Genomic DNA, 16,918 nt, shown 5'->3' on the forward strand with positions numbered 1-16,918 from the left:
GTTATATCACTCCTTCTTTTCCAGCGACTTGTCATCTACAGGGATGCCGTTCTTCTGAAGCATGGACGCCACTTCCTTGCGAATGCCAAACCAGTTTTTGTTGGTGTGCGCTCCCAGAGAAAGCTTCCCGTTATCAATCCGCAGCCAGACGCGGCGGTGATGCCAGTAGAAGCCCATGATCAAACCAATCATGGAAATGGCGGCACCGATCCAAACGAGCGGCATCGCTTTGTCGATACGAATGTTCAAATAGCTGATCCACTCGGATATCGTAACGTCCTGCATGGAGCCTACGGAAATATCAAGCTTTTGGCCAATGGCTCCATTAATCTCGTCCTGACGGAAATTCTCCTTATCAACTTGCCGCGGGAAGTACAGATAAGGCTCTCCCTGCGCCTGCAGGCCCGGACCTTTGATCGTAAAAATAAAAGCAGGAACCTTAGGCTCATTGGAAAGGGTGATCGGTACCCCCTTGCTGTCGAGCGAGAATTCAGGATAATACCCCCGAAGCTTCAGCTCATAGGGGCCTGCCTGCAATTGCTCGGCCGGCCTATCCATTGAGAGCTCGAAGCTGCCGTATACCTCGCCGGTTTGGCGGTTTTTCAGAGACGGTTTTACGGCCAAAAGCATCGGATTCGACTTGAAGTCGAATTGATAGGCCATCAGCCCCTCATAATTCAAAGGCTTATTCACGATGATATCCTGCCGATGCACCTCGGTTAGTACCGGATCCTTCGTCGGGTCATCGCACTGCGCGGTACATGTATAGAGGACCGCCTTCGTCTCATAAATTTTCGGGACGTCCTGCTTCTTGGCGCGGAATTCCGGCGAAAGCTCCTCGTCACCGTAAAATTCGATGGTAAACTTCTCGTTCTTCAAATAATAGTTCGTCTCAGGAATCTTAACGGCTTGTCCCTCCGGAAAAGCTACATGCTGATCCATGTGCCAGCCGGGGATGCTTCGCATCAACACGGCCATGAGGAAAATGATGAGGCCGATATGGTTAATATAAGGGCCCCAGCGGCTGAAACGGTACTTCTCCGCCAACAATGCGGTTCCGTCCTCACTGAGGTGTACCTTATATCGCTGCTTCGTCAGCGTCTGCGCCGCCTGCTTTACCCACTCCTGCTCCTGCCCCGACTCGACGGGAAGCGCCCCCGTATAAGCTACCTTTTGCCGCAAAATAAAGCTGAGGTGCTTGCGGACCTGCTGCTTATTGAGCGCCCGGTAAAGCGGAAGGACCCGGTCCAGACTGCATACGACCAGCGAGGTGCCGATCATAAACAGCAGCGTAATAAACCACCAGGATTCAAACGTATGGGAGAGCCCGAGCAAGTAGTAGATATATCCGGTGGTGCCGTAGGTTTCCTTGTAATACACTGAAGGATCAATATTAAGAAACGTATTCTCCTGCGGGTAAATCGTACCGAGTGCAGAGCCGATCAAGGTGATGACAATAAGGTAGATGGCAATCTTGACGGAGGAGAAGAAGTTCCAGACCTTGTCGAGAATTCCCGGGTTCTCTCTCTGGGAGCGGCGGGCTACCCCGTCATATTTCATCTCCAGGAGTGCGGTTCCGTTGTCATCGTACAGAGGCTTGCCGCAGGATTCGCATAGTACCGTGCCAACGTGGTTTTGGTGGCCGCATTCGCACTTTGTGTTTTGAATCATGTGACCTCCTGCGTGTTGAAAAATCATAAACCGTTGGATTCGGTTTCTCCCCGGTTAAGACCTTGCCTCAGTCAAACGGTGAGATATGCCCCTCCGGCCGCTCCTTGAAGCCCGTGAATTCTTGATTAGACAAGGAATGTTAATTCACGGGCTTCAAAGGCGGACGTAAATTCCTGCGGGGCATATCTCACCTCATCAACTGGCAAGTAAACCAAGGGCCAAAACCAAATTCCAAAACAATTGATTTTTGCAACACGTAATTATTGTAGAGAAGTAATGGTTTGCTCGATGAAGCTTTCCGTCATTTCGCCGACCTGGATGCGGGCGATGCGGCCGTCAGGGCTAATAAAGAAGGTGGTCGGATAATCCCGTACTCCGAAGCGCTTGCGAATTTCCTCGTTGTCGTCCAGCAGAATCGGGAATTTCACATTGTACTGCTCAACAAACGTCCGAACGGATACGGGCCGTTCGCCGATGTTAAGACCAAGCACTACTACATTCTTGTCCTTCCACTTCGCATATTGGCGATCCAAGGCGGGCATTTCGTTGCGGCATGGCTCGCAGAACGTTCCCCAGAAATTGACCACGACGATTTTGCCTTTGTAGTCCGAAAGCTGATGCTGCTTCCCGTCCAGGCCGACCAGCTTAAATTCAGGCGCCTTCCCTCCCTGAACCGGCTTCTTGTCGGATAAAAACAAATTGTTCCCCAGCGTTAATGCGCCGATAATGACAACAGCGGCAAAAATAACGATTTGCACCCATTTTCTATGTTTTCCCATCTTCACACACCTTCAAACTAATGTGGGTTGGTCCTACCCTCATTATAGCGAAAATTGTCACAGCATTTATTCGCCTTTTTGAATATTATGTGACTTGACATCAGCTTTCCCTGCTTCTTGGGCGCTCTTGATCAAATCCTTGATTTCATCCTTATTCAAGTGACGGTACTTTCCTCGCGGAACGCCGGTCAACGCTAGCGGACCGAACTGAATACGTCGCAATTTGATGACCGGAAAGCCGATCGCTTCAAACATGCGCCGCACCTGACGGTTTCGTCCTTCATAGATCGTAATGCGAACGACAGTTTCCTTTTTGTCCGGATCAATATCGTGATACTCCACCTCCGCCGGCGCCGTCATGCCGTCCTCCAGCTGTACGCCCTCACGGAGCTTGTCCAGCAGCGTACCGTGCGGAGTTCCTTTCACCGTAGCCAAATAGGTTCTGGGAACATGATGCTTCGGATGGGTAAGCAGATGGGCAAAGTCCCCATCGTTCGTCAGCAGCAGCAAGCCCTCCGTGTCGTAATCGAGACGTCCGATGGGGTAGATGCGTTCTTTAATATCCTTGAAAAATTCCGTCACGGTCTTACGGCCCTCGGGATCGGATGCGCTCGTGATGACCCCTTTGGGTTTATTGAATATAACATATACCTTCTTCTGCTGTTTAATCAGCCGCCCGTCTACCTTGATCGTATCTGAGGCCGGATTGACCTTCACGCCCAGCACCGTAACAACCTCGTCATTGACTTGAACCCGTCCGGCCGTAATCAATTCTTCACACTTTCTACGGGAGGCGACTCCCGCTTCAGCCAACACCTTCTGCAATCTTTCCATTAGCCATTTCACCTCAATTTATAATTACCCTAGGCTAATGATAACGATCCTCAGAGGAAATCACAAGTTGGCTCCAGGGAAAAAAAGTGCCGGGACAAGAAATGGTATGCGGAAACAGCTCATTCGGCTTAAATTGAAACGTTTCGGCAAGCCTCATAACAAGCTTATTCAAAAGAAAGAGCTGCTCCTTTTCCTCGCTCGTGAATTCCGAATGAGCCTTGGAGAAATCCCCTTCCAGACAAATATGAATATACAGCGGGTCGGTTTGATCGGAAGAGGGAATGATCGTGCCGTTCTTGGCAATGAAGAAATCATACCCTTTTCCATTAATGGAGTAGCAAGCGGAGTGATGGATAATGATGCCGTAATACTGCACAGTCTCACCTCTTTCGGGCTGGCTGCTACAGTATATGTGCACAGAAAAACGAGGGTGCAGAGGAAGGGCTTGTTTATCCGAAGACAAGGTAACATATGACGATGGAAGCAATAAAACCGACGGCGTCGGAAATCAAACCGACCTTCAAGGCATAGCCTGCCTTGCGGATGCCGATCGCGCCAAAATAAACAGTGATCACATACAGTGTCGTATCTGTGCTGCCCTGTACGGTGGAGGCAATTCGGCCGATCATGGAGTCCGGTCCGAACTGCTGGATCAAATCCGTAGTAAATGCAAGCGACCCGGCCCCTGTAATCGGCCGCAAAAATGCAAGCGGCAGCACCTCGCTGGGGACGCCGATGGCGTCGCAGAAGGGCTTCACCCAACCGATCATCATTTCCATGGCGCCGGACGCACGAAACACGGAAATCGCCACCATCATTCCGACCAGATGCGGGATGATCCGAATGGCCGTATCAAAGCCATCCTTGGCCCCTTCTACGAACGACTCATAGACGGGTACCTTCCGGTAGGTGGCGAATAAGGGAATAAAGACAATGATGACCGGGATCGCCCAGGCGGAGATGACATTAACAATTTCGTACACCTCTGATTCATCCTTTCCCAATATCAATCGGTGTGCTGTGCTTGCGGTACCATTTATCTACCAAAATGGCAGCCAGCGTGGACACAAACGTAGCGAGCAGCGTCGTGCCGACGATCTCGGCAGGACTGGCGGAGTTGAAGCTCATACGGATCGCGATCAGCGTGGTGGGGATCAGCGTGATGCTGGCCGTATTTAATGCGAGCAGCGTGCACATGGCCGGACTGGCGATATCCTTATGCTTGTTCAGCTTCTGAAGCTCCTGCATGGCCTTGATGCCAAGCGGCGTCGCCGCATTGCCGAGACCGAGCACATTCGCGCTCATATTGGACATAATGTAGCCGATGGCCGGATGATCCTTCGGCACGCTGGGAAACAGGAAGCGGACGATCGGACGAAGCAGAATGGCCAGCTTCTCCAGCAGCCCTGCATCCTCTGCGATTCGCATCATGCCGAGCCAGAATACCATAATGCTGATCAAGCCGAAGCAGACAGTGACGCCGCTCTTCGCCCCGTCGAAGACGGCTTCGGTCACCAGCTCGATTTTTCCGTTAAAGGCTGCCACGCCAAACCCCGCCACCATAAAGAACAGCCATATATAGTTAACCATAGATTCCCTCTCTTCCCGCTAAGCGCATCAATTACGACTTAGCTTTGACCGGTGAACAATACGCGAACGAACGATTGCATGAAGTAAAGCCATTTTTGCATCCAGTTCGCTGAGCTATAATCCGTCTCCTGGAAGGAGAAAGCGGAATGCTCCTTCAGCTTAAGCCGCGGACTATCCTTAGCTACCAAAGGGATGGTGCCGACCGGCTTGCCGTTTAAGGAAATATGCAGATGCCCGAGATCTCCCAAGCGGTATTCGGTGGAGGTCGGTTGATGGAGCTCCATCTGCTGCGTAAATCTCGAAGCTTCCGTGCTTTCCGCAGGATAGGCGAACGAAGCGCCGGCTACAAAATCAGTTCCCTCAATGGGCTGCCCTTTCGTTGCAAGCTGCTGCAACGGGTAATTCTTATAGCCGTAATCAAGCAGCTTGGCGTGATCGATCCAGTCGTCCGGATCGTTCAAGGTAACAACTGCAAGCTGCTGCCCTCCCCGTGTGGCGGAGGAAACCAGGCAGCGCTTCGCGAGCTTCGTATACCCTGTCTTGACACCGTCGGAGCCTTCGTAGAGGTTCAGCATCTTATTTTTATTGAGCCATACATAGTCCCACGATTCGTTCGGGTTCGGGACCTTCTTCACCTTCGTTTTGACGATCTCTTGAAAAACCGGATTTTTCAAGGCGTACGCTGTCAGCTTAGCCATATCATTGGCTGTAGAATAGTGACCCTCCTCATCCAAACCCGACGGATTCTTGAAGCTCGAATTGGACATGCCGATCATTTTCGCCTTTTCGTTCATCAGGTAGGCGAAGCCCTCCACGCTGCCCCCTACATGCTCGGCTATCGTTGTCGCCGCATCATTGCCGGAACGCAGCATCATGCCGTATAGCAAATGATGCAGGCTCATTTCCTCATTCAGCTTCAGGTAGATGGAAGAACCCTCCTTCCCGAAGGCGTTCTTGCTAACCTTCGCCATGTCCGACAATTTGCCGTGCTCTATCGCAACAATCGCCGTCATGATCTTCGTCAGGCTGGCGATTCGCATCTGCTTATCGCCTTGACGGCTGTAGATCACTCGGCCCGAGGTCACATCTATCAGCGCGGCAGCCTCTGCGCTTAGTCCGGGAGCCGGCGCGGCTTGTACCCCTTGGGGGAGCAAAAGGCTAGTGAAAATGAGCAAAAACGACAACAACAATAAACATCCTTTATGCATGATGAACCTCCTCCGAGTTATAGGCGCCAAGCTCACGTCGCCGCCACATCTTGTACATGTATATGGCTTATCCATTCGGGATATGTCGGTGCAAGAAAAAACCCTGTGCCTCCCGCAAACGGGTTACACAGGGTAGTATTCGAAGCAGAAACGTTACAGTAAAGCCCGCATCGGCTCGATGCAGGCGGGCTCATCCCATCGAACGCTGCCTACCTTGGCGTCGACTTCATAGCTGCGCATCCGGTCGGAAGCATAGGGTTGTAGAAGAGAAGTCAGCTCCGAAGAAGTTTGGATGTCCCGATCCAGCCAAAGCTTCTCCCCTTCCGGACTAAGAATGACCGGCATACGATGATGAACCTCCGACACCAGCTCATTAGCATTGGTCGTTAAGATAGTGCAGGTATGCAGCTTGCTTCCGTCTGAAGCTGCCCAAGTATCATACAACGCAGCCATTCCAAAGGGCTCGCCCGACCGTAACAGGAATCGGTAAGGCTGCTTTTGTCGTCCGCTTCCCTTCCATTCGTAGAAGCCGTCAGCCGGAATGAGGCAGCGCTTACGCTGAAGCAGCCTTCGAAAAGCAGGCTTCTCGGAGACCGTTTCGGAACGGATGTTCAGCATTTTGGCACCGGCCCTTTCATCCGAAGCCCAGGAGGGAACAAGTCCCCAGCGAAGCTCGCCGATCCGGTTCCATGAAGACTCCCTTCGATCCGTTCCCAGGATGGCAGGAATCCATTGGCCCGGCGCCGCATTATAACGCGGCTGGTACTTGCCTGGTCGGCTGTCCAGTAAAAACCGCAGAATGAGCTCATCCCATGATACCGTAATAGTGAATCTTCCGCACATAAGGCATCCCCCTCCCGAACCGTCGCTTATAATTCATCCGCCTGGCTGACAAACACGGTAAGCTTTACAGCCAAATCCACTTCATACGGCTGCGTTAAAGCTCGTCCCTCAGGGTCCGTCAATACGCGAACGACCGGCCTTTGAGGAACATTCGGGTTGATACGCACAACAACCCCTCGCTCCCCTGTGCTGAGCGTTAGCGTTAATCCAAGAGGATAAACCGCAACGTTGTCCCTGAACATCGAAACCTTCTTGATATCATAAAGCGTTCCGGCTCCGGCAAACAAAACCTCCAACGCCTGATGCGGCAGCATGGCGTGCCGGTAAGGACGGTGTGTCGTCATGGCGTCATAACTATCTATAATGGCAAGCCATTTGGCAAAATCGTGAATCTCCTTGTCCTCAATGCCCCGGGGATACCCGCTTCCGTCCAATCGCTCGTGGTGCTGAAAGGCGCAGTGCGCGGCAAGCAGCGGAACGCCGGGCTCGTCCTTCAAGAGCTTATATCCGATTTCCGCATGCTTCTTAATCTCTTCCATTTGTTCTGGGGTCAGCTTACCGTTCTTCTTCAATAAGTCCTGATTGATTTTGGTCTTGCCGATGTCATGCAGCAGCGCCCCCATGGCCAGTGTCCGCAAATCATCTTTACTGTAGCCGTTCGCCATCCCGAGCATCGTCGCATAAATACAAACGTTAAGGGAGTGCTGATAAAGGTAATTATTCATCACGTTCATATTCATGAGCATGATAAGGGTGCCTTGATGGCTGCTGAGATCATCCATAATCATGCTGATCACATTTCCGAACGCACGGCCAAGCACCGGTCCCTTGGAAAGCTTCGGCTTGCTGCTTGTTTCCATAAAAGCACGGAAATTTGAACGGACCTCTGAAAGCGCTTTAATTCTTGTTTCATCTGAAATCGGGTCCTCTACCACAACGTCGGAGGTCGCTTCATCCTCGATATAGACAAAATCCACGCCATAATGCACGAGGCGATTGATCAAGGCGACATTCAATTCTACATGGCGGTTCAGCAGCACAAGGCCGTCTTCACTGTAAATACATTTCCCCAAACGCATTCCGGGTGCACAGGATCGGGTAGGAATCAATCGCACGCCAACGTACCTCTTTTCATCGGGCTAGTCATAAATTTACTATAGACCAACATGGAAGAAAGAGTCAATGTATTCCTTATCACTCAAAAATATGTAAAGCTGCCCCAAAGGAGCAGCTCGTGTTTTATATCGGTCATTAACCTTTTTCATATGTTCTCTATCTGTCTTGATTATGCCCCATTCGGCCGCGCTCGGCAACCGCATATTGCTGGCAGGTCAAGCAGATTTTGCCTTACACGATGAAGTTCTGATTTTCGATATTCGTTACGTTGGTCGAGCTGGAGCCCGTTGTGCCGGAGGCGGATCCGGTTGTGCCCATTCCTGTAGTAGCGGAAGCGCCGCCCTTCATCATGGTTTGGATTTTATCCACAACCTGAGGAGCCGAATCGATCAGTCGCTCCAGCAAATGCGTTTGATTGTCAAGCGGTACGATCTTTACTCCTGCCTTGCTTACAACCAGGAATGCGATCGGGGTAATGGATACGCCGCCGCCGCTTCCGCCGCCGAACGGCAAGGCTACATTGGCATTGTGAGCATCGGTGATGCGGCTTGTAGCATTTCCTGTCGTTACAACGGTAGTATCATCTGCAGAAACGAATTCGCTGCCTCCGGCGGCAAAGCCGAAGCCTACTTTACTGATCGGCATAATGACGCTGCCGTCCGGTGTTTCTACAGGATCGCCGACGATCGTATTTACGTCGACCATTTCTTTAATGTTTTCCATGGCCGTCTTCATTAAGCCTTGAATCGGATGTTCTGTCGCCATTGCTGTTCCCTCCTAAGACTGAATGTAAAAGACTAAGCAGTTTTAAAATTCCCTACAGAGAGAAAGAGTATTCTCTGTGGTCTTATCATATCGTTGCCAGCGATCGCGTCGGCTATGCATTAGGTCTTATGGAGAGGTCTGGCATGTATTGCCTTTTGAATGACCTGCTGCCATACCTTCATGCCGCCCTTAACTTTAATAACGCGAAGGAGCAAGGATACTAAGCCTACCATAAGATGCCAGTTCCGAAGGTACAGCAAGCCCTTCGCTACCGAAGTAAACTCCGTCTGATTGAAATTTGGAACCACATTCAGCCGCGGCTGCGTCTCCAAGCGTATATATCGGAAGGCAAAGCCGAGGAACGAGCTCTTCAGTCCCCAAACCATACCTGTTGTGACAGCCGTGCTGGGGGCGTCCCCTACTCCTACCTTCGTGGTCCACTGGAAATCCGTACATCGTACATGCGACAGCATGCCGGTCAGCCATCTGTTGAATTGGAACGTGTGACGGAGCAGATCCTTCAAATCCTCGAAGGCGTTCTTAATATTCTCGCCTGTAATGTTCGGCTCCCCTTCGGCAAGCAGACTGCCCTGTGAACGATTGACGGTTTCCAGCTTCATTTCCACCCCTTCCGAGAAGTTTTTGAACTTTACAAAGGGAATATGGAGACGGTATTTAAACAAGCCGAACAATCCCTTCACATCCACAACCGCTTTGTCGTTCTCTCCCTGCCGGGCAGCGGAGAAACGAATCTGCAGGCTGCTTGCCAAAACGATAAAGATGATCAACAGCACCAAAGCTAAGAGGACCCAGAGCCAAAGCATATGTTTTCCTCCTCCTTTAAAAGCAAAAAAACTCCCGATCCACGGAAGCATCAAGCTTCTGTTCTCGAAAGTTAGTATGACCCACAGCTGCCAAAACATGCGTTATTCAGTTGCAGCGGCGGTCGCTGCCGATAACCGTCACGCCGCTGCTTAGTTGTGCTTCAGCTTCAAAAAGAAGAGAACCGTATCCCCGCTGCTCAGAATGGATCCGCTCGGCCTGTTTTGCAGGTGGCGGTTATAAGGGTTCCGAATGCCTGCTGCGTTAGCGTGAAAAAATCGCTTTACACAGTGGAGTTCAGACGGATGTCAACCCCGTAACGTTATAAAATCATTTTACAGCCTCTTATTCATATGATGCGCAGGAAAAATTCCACCTGTAAACACAAAAAATCACCTTACCATTCCTCCATGCGCCTAGCATGAGCTTGTAAGGTGATTTTTTCACTTTGTATGGTTGCGTGCTTGGTTATTCCGGCTCCCCGACCTCCTCGAAGGTGAGCTGCTTCCCATCGAGCTTCTCGAACAAAAGACGGGTCTCCTCTTCCAGGCTGTCGTCACTTTCAAACATCGCGGTCTCCGGTAGATCCTGAATGCTCGGTAAGGCAAAATAATCGAGAAACGCCTTTGTCGTCCCGTAAAGGATCGGTCTTCCCGGTGCATCGGCCCGGTCGACCTCTTGGATCAAATCCTTAGCCACGAGCGTTTGCAGGGCCCTATCCGATTTGACGCCGCGAATTTCTTCGATATCCACCCTTGTTATGGGCTGCTTATAAGCAATGATAGCCAAGGTTTCCAGCGCCGCTTGCGATAAGGAGGAGCGGGATGGGGAATAGGCCAACCGTTCAAAGTAAGGCGCATGCTCAGGCAATGTAGCTAGCTGAAAGGTTCCGGCCATCTCAACAATCTGCATGCCCCGCCCGTCTCGTTTCAAATCGGCTTGGAGCTCATAGACCAAATCTCGGACAAAGGCGGCATCCTGCTCCAGCACCTCGGATAACTGACGGGCGTCAAGACCCTCATCCCCAGCCGCGAACAGTAAGCCTTCAATAATTGATTTCAGCTGTCCAAAATCCATCCGTTGCTCCATCCTCTCTTGCCTGTATCACAATATCGTCAAATAAACGATGCTGATAGCAAACGATCTTCTTCACTTTCATCAACTCCAGCAGCGCGAGGAAGGTAACAACGATCGTATCCTTCGTCGCTTCCTCGTCGATCAGCTTGGAGAATACCACCTTGCCGCCGGTGCGGGTTAACACGTCGAGCACCTCAATCATGCGATCCTTGACCGAAATTTCGTCCTTGCGGATTTTGGCAATCGTATTCCGGCTTTGCATTCGGCGCATGGCTTTATGGAAGGCCCGGACCAAGTCCCCCACATGCAGGCCCTTAACCGGATTTTCTATCGTTGCCGGAACGAACGGCGTCAAATCCTCCGGCTCTCGCGTATAAATCAAGCTGCGTTCCGTCTCCTTGTCCCGGAGATGGTCGGCAATCGCTTTATACTTTCGATACTCGATCAGTTTCGCAACGAGCTCCGCCCGCGGATCGTAATCATCGTCCATCATATAATCATCATACTCAAGCTCAATGACCGGTGGCTTCGGCAGCAGCATTTTGCTTTTGATCGATAACAGCGTGGCCGCCATAACCAGAAATTCGCTGGTTACCTCCAGCTCAAGCTCCTGCATCGCGTCCAGATAAGACATGTATTGATCGGTGATGTCCTTGATCGGAATGTCGTAAATATCAACTTCCGCTTTATCGATCAGATGGAGCAGTAAATCCAGGGGGCCCTCGAACGTTTCCAGCTTCACTGTTACCTTCACCTTGTTCTTTGTTCCCCCTTACTGCCCTTCAGCTTGAAATATTAGGAAAATTGCTTCGTTAAATTAGCCATCTCGATAGCGGTTACCGCCGCTTCCCAGCCTTTGTTGCCGGCCTTGGTTCCGGCACGCTCTACGGCTTGCTCGATGGAATCCGTTGTCAGCACGCCGAAGATGGTCGGTACGCCGGTTTTCAGCGCGATCGCCGCAACGCCCTTCGCCGCCTCATTGCATACATAGTCAAAATGCGGAGTAGATCCGCGGATTACCGCACCCAGCGTGATGACAGCGTCATATTTGCCGCTCTCCGCCATTTTCTGAGCGATCAACGGAAGCTCGAAAGCACCCGGCACCCAAGCAATCTCGACTTCATCCTCTTGCACTCCGTGACGCTTCAACGCGTCTTGCGCTCCGGCAAGCAGCTTGCCGGTAATAAATTCATTAAAACGGCCTACTACGATTCCGTATTTCAATCCTTGCGATACTAAATGTCCCTCGTATACTTTCGCCATGTGTGTCACAACATCCTTTCGACATAGAAATTATTTTTCGTTGGAAAAATCAAGCAGGTGTCCCAGCTTGGCTTGCTTCGTGTGCAAATAGTTCGTATTGTCCTCGTTCGCTTCCATTTGGATCGGAACGCGCTCTACCACTTCGAGACCATAGCCTTCCAGTCCCTTGATTTTACGCGGGTTGTTGGTCAGCAATCGAATTTGTCGAACGCCGACATCCTTGAGGATTTGAGCGCCGATTCCATAGTCGCGCAAATCAGCCGCGAACCCAAGCTTCAAGTTGGCATCTACCGTATCCAGCCCTTCCTCCTGCAGCACATAAGCCTTCAGCTTGTTGATGAGTCCGATGCCTCGGCCCTCCTGGCGCATATAGAGCAGAACGCCGGAGCCCTCCTCGTTGATTTGCTTCAGTGCGGCAGCCAGCTGCGGACCGCAATCGCAGCGGTGCGAGTGGAATACATCGCCGGTCAAGCATTCCGAGTGTACGCGGACAAGCACAGGCTTATCGCTGTCGATTTGACCTTTGACCAAAGCGACATGCTCTTTGTTGTCAATCTGGTTCGTATACGCAATCGCCTGGAAGTCGCCGAAATCGGTTGGCAGCCTTACCTCGACCTCGCGGTTGACCAGCCTTTCCTTTTGATTGCGGTATTGAATCAGATCGGCAATGGTGATGATCTTCAGGTCATGCTGACGGCTGATTTCCATAAGGTCCGGAACCCGCGCCATTTCTCCGTCTTCCTTGATGACCTCGCAGATAACGGCAGCCGGATAGGATCCGCACATTCTCGCCAAATCTACCGCGGCCTCGGTATGCCCCGTCCGTCGGAGTACGCCTCCGTTCTTCGCAATCAGCGGAAAGATATGTCCCGGGCGCCGAAAGTGCTGCGGCTTCGTTTTGGGATCGATCAGCGACTTTATCGTAAGCGAGCGTTCTGCAGCTGAAATCCCTGTCGTCGTCTCGATGTGATCCACGGAAACCGTGAACGCCGTTCCGTGATAATCCGTATTCCGCTGTACCATAGGAGGCAGATCCAGCTCCTGGGCCCGCTCCTGGGTGATAGGGGCACAAACGAGGCCGCGGCCTTCCTTGATCATAAAGTTAATGACCTCCGGCGTCGCTTTCTCCGCCAGAGCCACGAAGTCGCCTTCGTTCTCGCGATCCTCGTCATCCACGACGATGATCACTTTGCCCATCATCAGGTCATAGATCGCTTCTTCTATTGGATGGAATTTAATCGGTTCCGTCATCGCTCCCACACTCCTTTTGACTTACATAAATCCGTGCTCCGCCAGAAACGCTTCCGACAGCTGACTGCCGCCTTTAGGGGCGGTTCGTCCCTGAAGCAGCTTTTCGATATATTTTCCCAACACATCGCACTCCAAATTCACTTCGTCGCCCGCCTTCTTGTATTGAAGCACCGTTTCCGCAAGGGTATGCGGGATGATCGAGACCGTGAACGAGCGCTCGGTGACCTGCACCACCGTTAAGCTGATGCCGTCAATCGTAATGGAGCCGTGGTCGATCACATACCGCAAAATGCCGGGGTCCGCAGGCTCCACTCGAAATACAACCGCATTCTCTTCGGGAACCTTGGACGTAATCGTTCCGGTGGAGTCGACGTGACCTTGCACGATATGTCCGCCGAAACGTCCGTTCGCCGCCATCGCCCGCTCCAGGTTCACCGGCGCTCCGACGGAAAGGCGCTCCAGGTTGGTCCGCCGAAACGTTTCGGGCATGACGTCGACGGAGAACGAGCTGTCATTGAACGCTACGACGGTCAGGCACACGCCATTGACCGAGATGCTGTCCCCCAGCTTGACGTCCTCCAAGATCTTCTTCGCCCCGATCGTCAGGACCATCGCCTGACCTTGCTTGGTAATTCGTTTCATGACGCCCAGCTCTTCAATAATGCCGGTAAACATCGCGTCTCAGTCCTCCTTTCCGTATACCGGATAGCCCGTGATGCAAATGTCATCGTCCATGGTCTGCACCTGCATCCGGTCGAGGGTGATCGCCTCATTCATCTTGGCGAAGCCGGGGAAGTCAAAGTTCCCCGGCGCGGCAGCACCGCCGCCGATAATCTTCGGTGCGTAGAACAGCACCAGCTTGTTGATCAGGCGCTGCTCCAGCATCGCGCCGTTCAGCCTGCCGCCGCCCTCGAGCAGCACGCTGGCGAGCTCCAGCTCGCCGAGCCGCGCCATGGCGGCGCGCAGATCGACTGCCGGCCCCGGGCCGCAGTCGAGCACCGTGACGCCGCGCGCTTCGAGCTCGCGGCGCTTAGGCGCCGGCGCCTGCTCGGTCGTCAGGACGACCGTGGGCGCGGCGCCGTCCCGCACGAGCGCAGCGTCGTGCGGCAGCTTCAGCGTCGAGTCGACGACGACGCGCGTGGGGTGCAGACCCGGCACCGGGAGCCGAGTCGTCAGGGACGGGTCATCGGCAAGCACCGTGCCGATGCCGACCATGATCGCCTGGTGGCGGTGGCGCAGCGTGTGGACGAACGAACGGGACGTTCCGTTCGTGATCCACTTGCTGTCGCCCGTGTGCGCGGCGATCTTGCCGTCCAGCGTGCTGGCGGTCTTTAAGGTGACGAAGGGGCGGCGCGTAAGGATGTAATGGTTGAACACTTCGTTCAACCGGATCGCCTCGCGCTCCAGCACCCCTACCGTCACCTCGAGACCGTGCTCACGCAGCCGCCGGATCCCGCTGCCGGCTACCAGCGGGTTCGGATCGGTGCACGCGACGACGACGCGCTTCACCTTCTCGCTGACGAGCCGATCGCTGCACGGAGGCGTCTTGCCGTGGTGGCTGCAGGGCTCGAGCGTCACATACGCCGTGCTGCCCTCCGCTTCGCTTCCGGCCATGCGCAGCGCCTGGATTTCCGCATGGGCCTCGCCTCTGCGCAGATGCGCGCCCATGCCCACGATGCGGCCGTCCTTCACCAGAACGCAGCCGACGACGGGGTTAATGCCCGTCTGCCCGGTCGCCGCTTCCGCCATCTGAAGGGCAAGTCGCATATAATACTCGTCGTTCAGCAGCTCCAACTGCGTTCCTCCTTTCTCCAGCAACAGTCACGGATAACAAAAAAAGCCCGATCTGGCACAAGGAGTAATGGCACATCTCCTTGGCTAGGGGCTTGGTTCCTTCGGGAATGCGTATGACAATCCATACGGGTACGAAAAACATACGACATCGGCAGCAGCTTATAGCCAGACCGTAGCGGTGACCTGACAGCCCTTAATGCCCATACGGAAAAACCCGTGCCCAAAACAAAAAAAATGGCACTCCCGTAAATTGCGATAAAGAGACAATGGTCTCGCTCCCGGCTCAGCTTCATCTCACAAGGAAACGTCCAAACGTATAGCTTGGTCATCCTGCCCATGTGAAATCCTGCACAACCTGCGTCGATATGTAACTGACTGTCTTCGCACGCTTTCCCCTTCTCCCATCCAGACTATACTGTCGGTCTCGGAATTGCACCGAGTCCACCGGCTGCGCATAAGCGCGGCACGGGTCACGGACTGAATAAGCGCCAACGGGCCGCTTATATCACCGCCGGTAGGGAATTTCACCCTGCCCCGAAGTGGTTGCGAATCTATATGGGAATCGAAGATTCCGCATAATATGGAATAATAACACTGTAAAAATAATATTGCAACATTTTTCTTACTTTTTGTTAGTAACCGGCTTCGGCTAAAAAAAGAAAGCCCTCCTTCCGTGACCGGTCCAAGGGCTCGCCTGACTTTGTTATGGTTGATCATATCCCCTAGCTTTTAGTTTAAGGCCAGCTCTTCCCGGTGCTCATGATCGTGCAGTACATGTAAATGCCTATCCATGGGTTGAATTGTAGCCTCGTTGTCCTTTATATGGAACAAGCTCAACAATTTTTCCCTTTTTTCGTACAAATACTGAACTCCATATAAGAAAAAGGCCTTATAAAAGAAATACAAAAAGAATTGAAATTCATTAAACCAAACTAATTTAAATAGTTTAAATTTTGTAAACAACCTTGTAAGCGGAAATACAAAAATGGCTTGAAATAGAGCATTCAGCGCAATAAACTTTTTAAAATTTCCGTAGGTCCATTTTAATGAAAATAAAGACATGACTAGCATGGGGCCGATGAGAAATGGAAGTTCATTGGAAACGGTAGACTTCGGTTTATTATAAAAAGACCACCATCTGCGTTTTTTACCGATTTGGATATCAAAGCAGGTTAAAAGGATGGTAAAGAGCGTTGCTGGAAAAAACCTTCTCAGGCTCCGTTTTCCTACTAGGGGAAGTGTTAGCCATGATAGTAAGACCATCGCAATATTAAATATCCATTGATTTTTTAACGACATATCTTCTCTTCACTCCTTTGTATCTTAGAATTTACCTGCCTGATTCAAAGTATTCCTTTCTATTTTACGGCCAGTTAAGCTTACTACCAAACCACACACAAAAAAAAGGGACACATCCTGTGTCCCTCATAAAAAATAGGTTCTTACGCTTCGTCCCAAACCTTAACTTCTTTCATCTTGGAGCCCTGCCTTACTTGGTCGATGTGCTCCATCCCTTCGGTCACTTTACCGAATACGGTATGCTGCTTGTCCAAGTGAGGCTGCGGAGCGTAACAGATGTAGAACTGGCTGCCGCCCGTATTGCGTCCGGCATGGGCCATAGCCAGCGTGCCGCGCTCATGCTTGGAGGTGTTCGTCGCTACCTCGCAGTTGATCGTGTAGCCCGGGCCGCCGGTGCCGGTGCCGTGAGGGCAGCCGCCTTGCGCTACGAAGCCCGGAATGACACGATGGAAGGTAAGGCCGTTATAGAAACCCTCGTTCGCCAGCTTTTCGAAGTTAGCGACGGTGTTCGGTGCTTCGTCCGGGAAAAATTCAATGTGAACCTTGTTGCCGTTTTCGAGCTCGATGGTACCTTTTTTCGCCATGGTATTAACTCCTTTAATCCGT

General features: G+C 52.1%; 19 protein-coding genes and 1 riboswitch. All 19 genes read right to left on the minus strand.

Annotation, left to right across the window (positions count from 1 at the left end):
- Positions 1 to 6: 6 nt before the first annotated feature.
- The 19 genes from resB to RAC89_RS03045 all read right to left on the minus strand — a co-directional run bounded on the left by resB (position 7) and on the right by RAC89_RS03045 (position 16,896).
- Entirely contained in the window at positions 7 to 1,671 is a 1,665-nt protein-coding gene (resB, locus tag RAC89_RS02955; RefSeq protein WP_306611634.1) for a cytochrome c biogenesis protein ResB, read from the minus strand.
- A gap of 260 nt (positions 1,672 to 1,931) precedes the next feature.
- Entirely contained in the window at positions 1,932 to 2,450 is a 519-nt protein-coding gene (locus tag RAC89_RS02960; protein WP_306611636.1) for a redoxin domain-containing protein, read from the minus strand.
- Positions 2,451 to 2,516: 66 nt separating this feature from the next.
- Positions 2,517 to 3,284, minus strand: coding sequence for a pseudouridine synthase (locus tag RAC89_RS02965; protein WP_306611637.1), 768 nt, complete (start codon positions 3,282 to 3,284; stop codon positions 2,517 to 2,519).
- 34 nt (positions 3,285 to 3,318) lie between these two features.
- A complete protein-coding gene (locus tag RAC89_RS02970) occupies positions 3,319 to 3,660 on the minus strand; it encodes a peptidoglycan recognition protein family protein (protein WP_306611639.1) in 342 nt (113 codons plus the stop codon).
- Between the two features lie 73 nt (positions 3,661 to 3,733).
- Positions 3,734 to 4,267 (minus strand): spore maturation protein, encoded by a 534-nt coding sequence (locus tag RAC89_RS02975; protein WP_284640315.1) that lies wholly within the window; start codon positions 4,265 to 4,267, stop codon positions 3,734 to 3,736.
- A 7-nt stretch (positions 4,268 to 4,274) separates the two neighbouring features.
- A complete protein-coding gene (locus RAC89_RS02980) occupies positions 4,275 to 4,874 on the minus strand; it encodes a nucleoside recognition domain-containing protein (protein ID WP_306611641.1) in 600 nt (199 codons plus the stop codon).
- A 38-nt stretch (positions 4,875 to 4,912) separates the two neighbouring features.
- Positions 4,913 to 6,082 carry a D-alanyl-D-alanine carboxypeptidase family protein gene (locus tag RAC89_RS02985; protein ID WP_306611643.1) on the minus strand — a complete coding sequence of 390 codons (1,170 nt, stop codon included), beginning with the start codon at positions 6,080 to 6,082 and terminating at the stop codon, positions 4,913 to 4,915.
- Between the two features lie 153 nt (positions 6,083 to 6,235).
- Positions 6,236 to 6,925, minus strand: coding sequence for an SOS response-associated peptidase (locus RAC89_RS02990; protein WP_306611644.1), 690 nt, complete (start codon positions 6,923 to 6,925; stop codon positions 6,236 to 6,238).
- 26 nt (positions 6,926 to 6,951) lie between these two features.
- Positions 6,952 to 8,004, minus strand: coding sequence for an HD-GYP domain-containing protein (locus RAC89_RS02995; RefSeq protein WP_306611646.1), 1,053 nt, complete (start codon positions 8,002 to 8,004; stop codon positions 6,952 to 6,954).
- Between the two features lie 268 nt (positions 8,005 to 8,272).
- The gene (ytfJ, locus tag RAC89_RS03000) at positions 8,273 to 8,806 is read right to left on the minus strand and encodes a GerW family sporulation protein (RefSeq protein ID WP_306611648.1); all 534 of its coding nucleotides are present in this window, start codon (positions 8,804 to 8,806) and stop codon (positions 8,273 to 8,275) included.
- Between the two features lie 119 nt (positions 8,807 to 8,925).
- Positions 8,926 to 9,630 (minus strand): DUF2953 domain-containing protein, encoded by a 705-nt coding sequence (locus RAC89_RS03005; RefSeq protein WP_306611650.1) that lies wholly within the window; start codon positions 9,628 to 9,630, stop codon positions 8,926 to 8,928.
- Positions 9,631 to 10,096: 466 nt separating this feature from the next.
- Positions 10,097 to 10,705, minus strand: coding sequence for an SMC-Scp complex subunit ScpB (gene scpB, locus RAC89_RS03010; RefSeq protein ID WP_306611652.1), 609 nt, complete (start codon positions 10,703 to 10,705; stop codon positions 10,097 to 10,099).
- Positions 10,674 to 11,459, minus strand: a complete 786-nt coding sequence (locus RAC89_RS03015) for a segregation and condensation protein A (RefSeq protein ID WP_306611654.1) — start codon at positions 11,457 to 11,459, stop codon at positions 10,674 to 10,676. Before RAC89_RS03015 ends, scpB begins: the two co-directional genes overlap by 32 nt.
- Before the next feature lie 41 nt (positions 11,460 to 11,500).
- Positions 11,501 to 11,968 (minus strand): 6,7-dimethyl-8-ribityllumazine synthase, encoded by a 468-nt coding sequence (ribH, locus tag RAC89_RS03020; RefSeq protein WP_284640335.1) that lies wholly within the window; start codon positions 11,966 to 11,968, stop codon positions 11,501 to 11,503.
- 30 nt (positions 11,969 to 11,998) lie between these two features.
- A complete protein-coding gene (locus tag RAC89_RS03025; RefSeq protein WP_306611656.1) occupies positions 11,999 to 13,219 on the minus strand; it encodes a bifunctional 3,4-dihydroxy-2-butanone-4-phosphate synthase/GTP cyclohydrolase II in 1,221 nt (406 codons plus the stop codon).
- 21 nt (positions 13,220 to 13,240) lie between these two features.
- Complete coding sequence (gene ribE, locus RAC89_RS03030; protein ID WP_306611658.1) at positions 13,241 to 13,894, minus strand: riboflavin synthase; 654 nt, start codon at positions 13,892 to 13,894, stop codon at positions 13,241 to 13,243.
- A gap of 6 nt (positions 13,895 to 13,900) precedes the next feature.
- Positions 13,901 to 15,013: a bifunctional diaminohydroxyphosphoribosylaminopyrimidine deaminase/5-amino-6-(5-phosphoribosylamino)uracil reductase RibD gene (gene ribD, locus RAC89_RS03035; RefSeq protein ID WP_306611660.1), complete on the minus strand. Its 1,113-nt coding sequence runs from the start codon at positions 15,011 to 15,013 to the stop codon at positions 13,901 to 13,903.
- A 389-nt stretch (positions 15,014 to 15,402) separates the two neighbouring features.
- Positions 15,403 to 15,559: riboswitch (FMN riboswitch) on the minus strand.
- Positions 15,560 to 15,742: 183 nt separating this feature from the next.
- On the minus strand, positions 15,743 to 16,312 hold the full coding sequence (locus RAC89_RS03040) for a hypothetical protein (RefSeq protein ID WP_306611662.1): 570 nt from the start codon (positions 16,310 to 16,312) through the stop codon (positions 15,743 to 15,745).
- Positions 16,313 to 16,455: 143 nt separating this feature from the next.
- Entirely contained in the window at positions 16,456 to 16,896 is a 441-nt protein-coding gene (locus RAC89_RS03045; RefSeq protein WP_284640346.1) for a peptidylprolyl isomerase, read from the minus strand.
- Positions 16,897 to 16,918 lie beyond the last annotated feature (22 nt).

The organism is Paenibacillus sp. GD4 (genome assembly GCF_030846225.1).
Lineage (GTDB): Bacteria > Bacillota > Bacilli > Paenibacillales > NBRC-103111 > Paenibacillus_G > Paenibacillus_G silviterrae.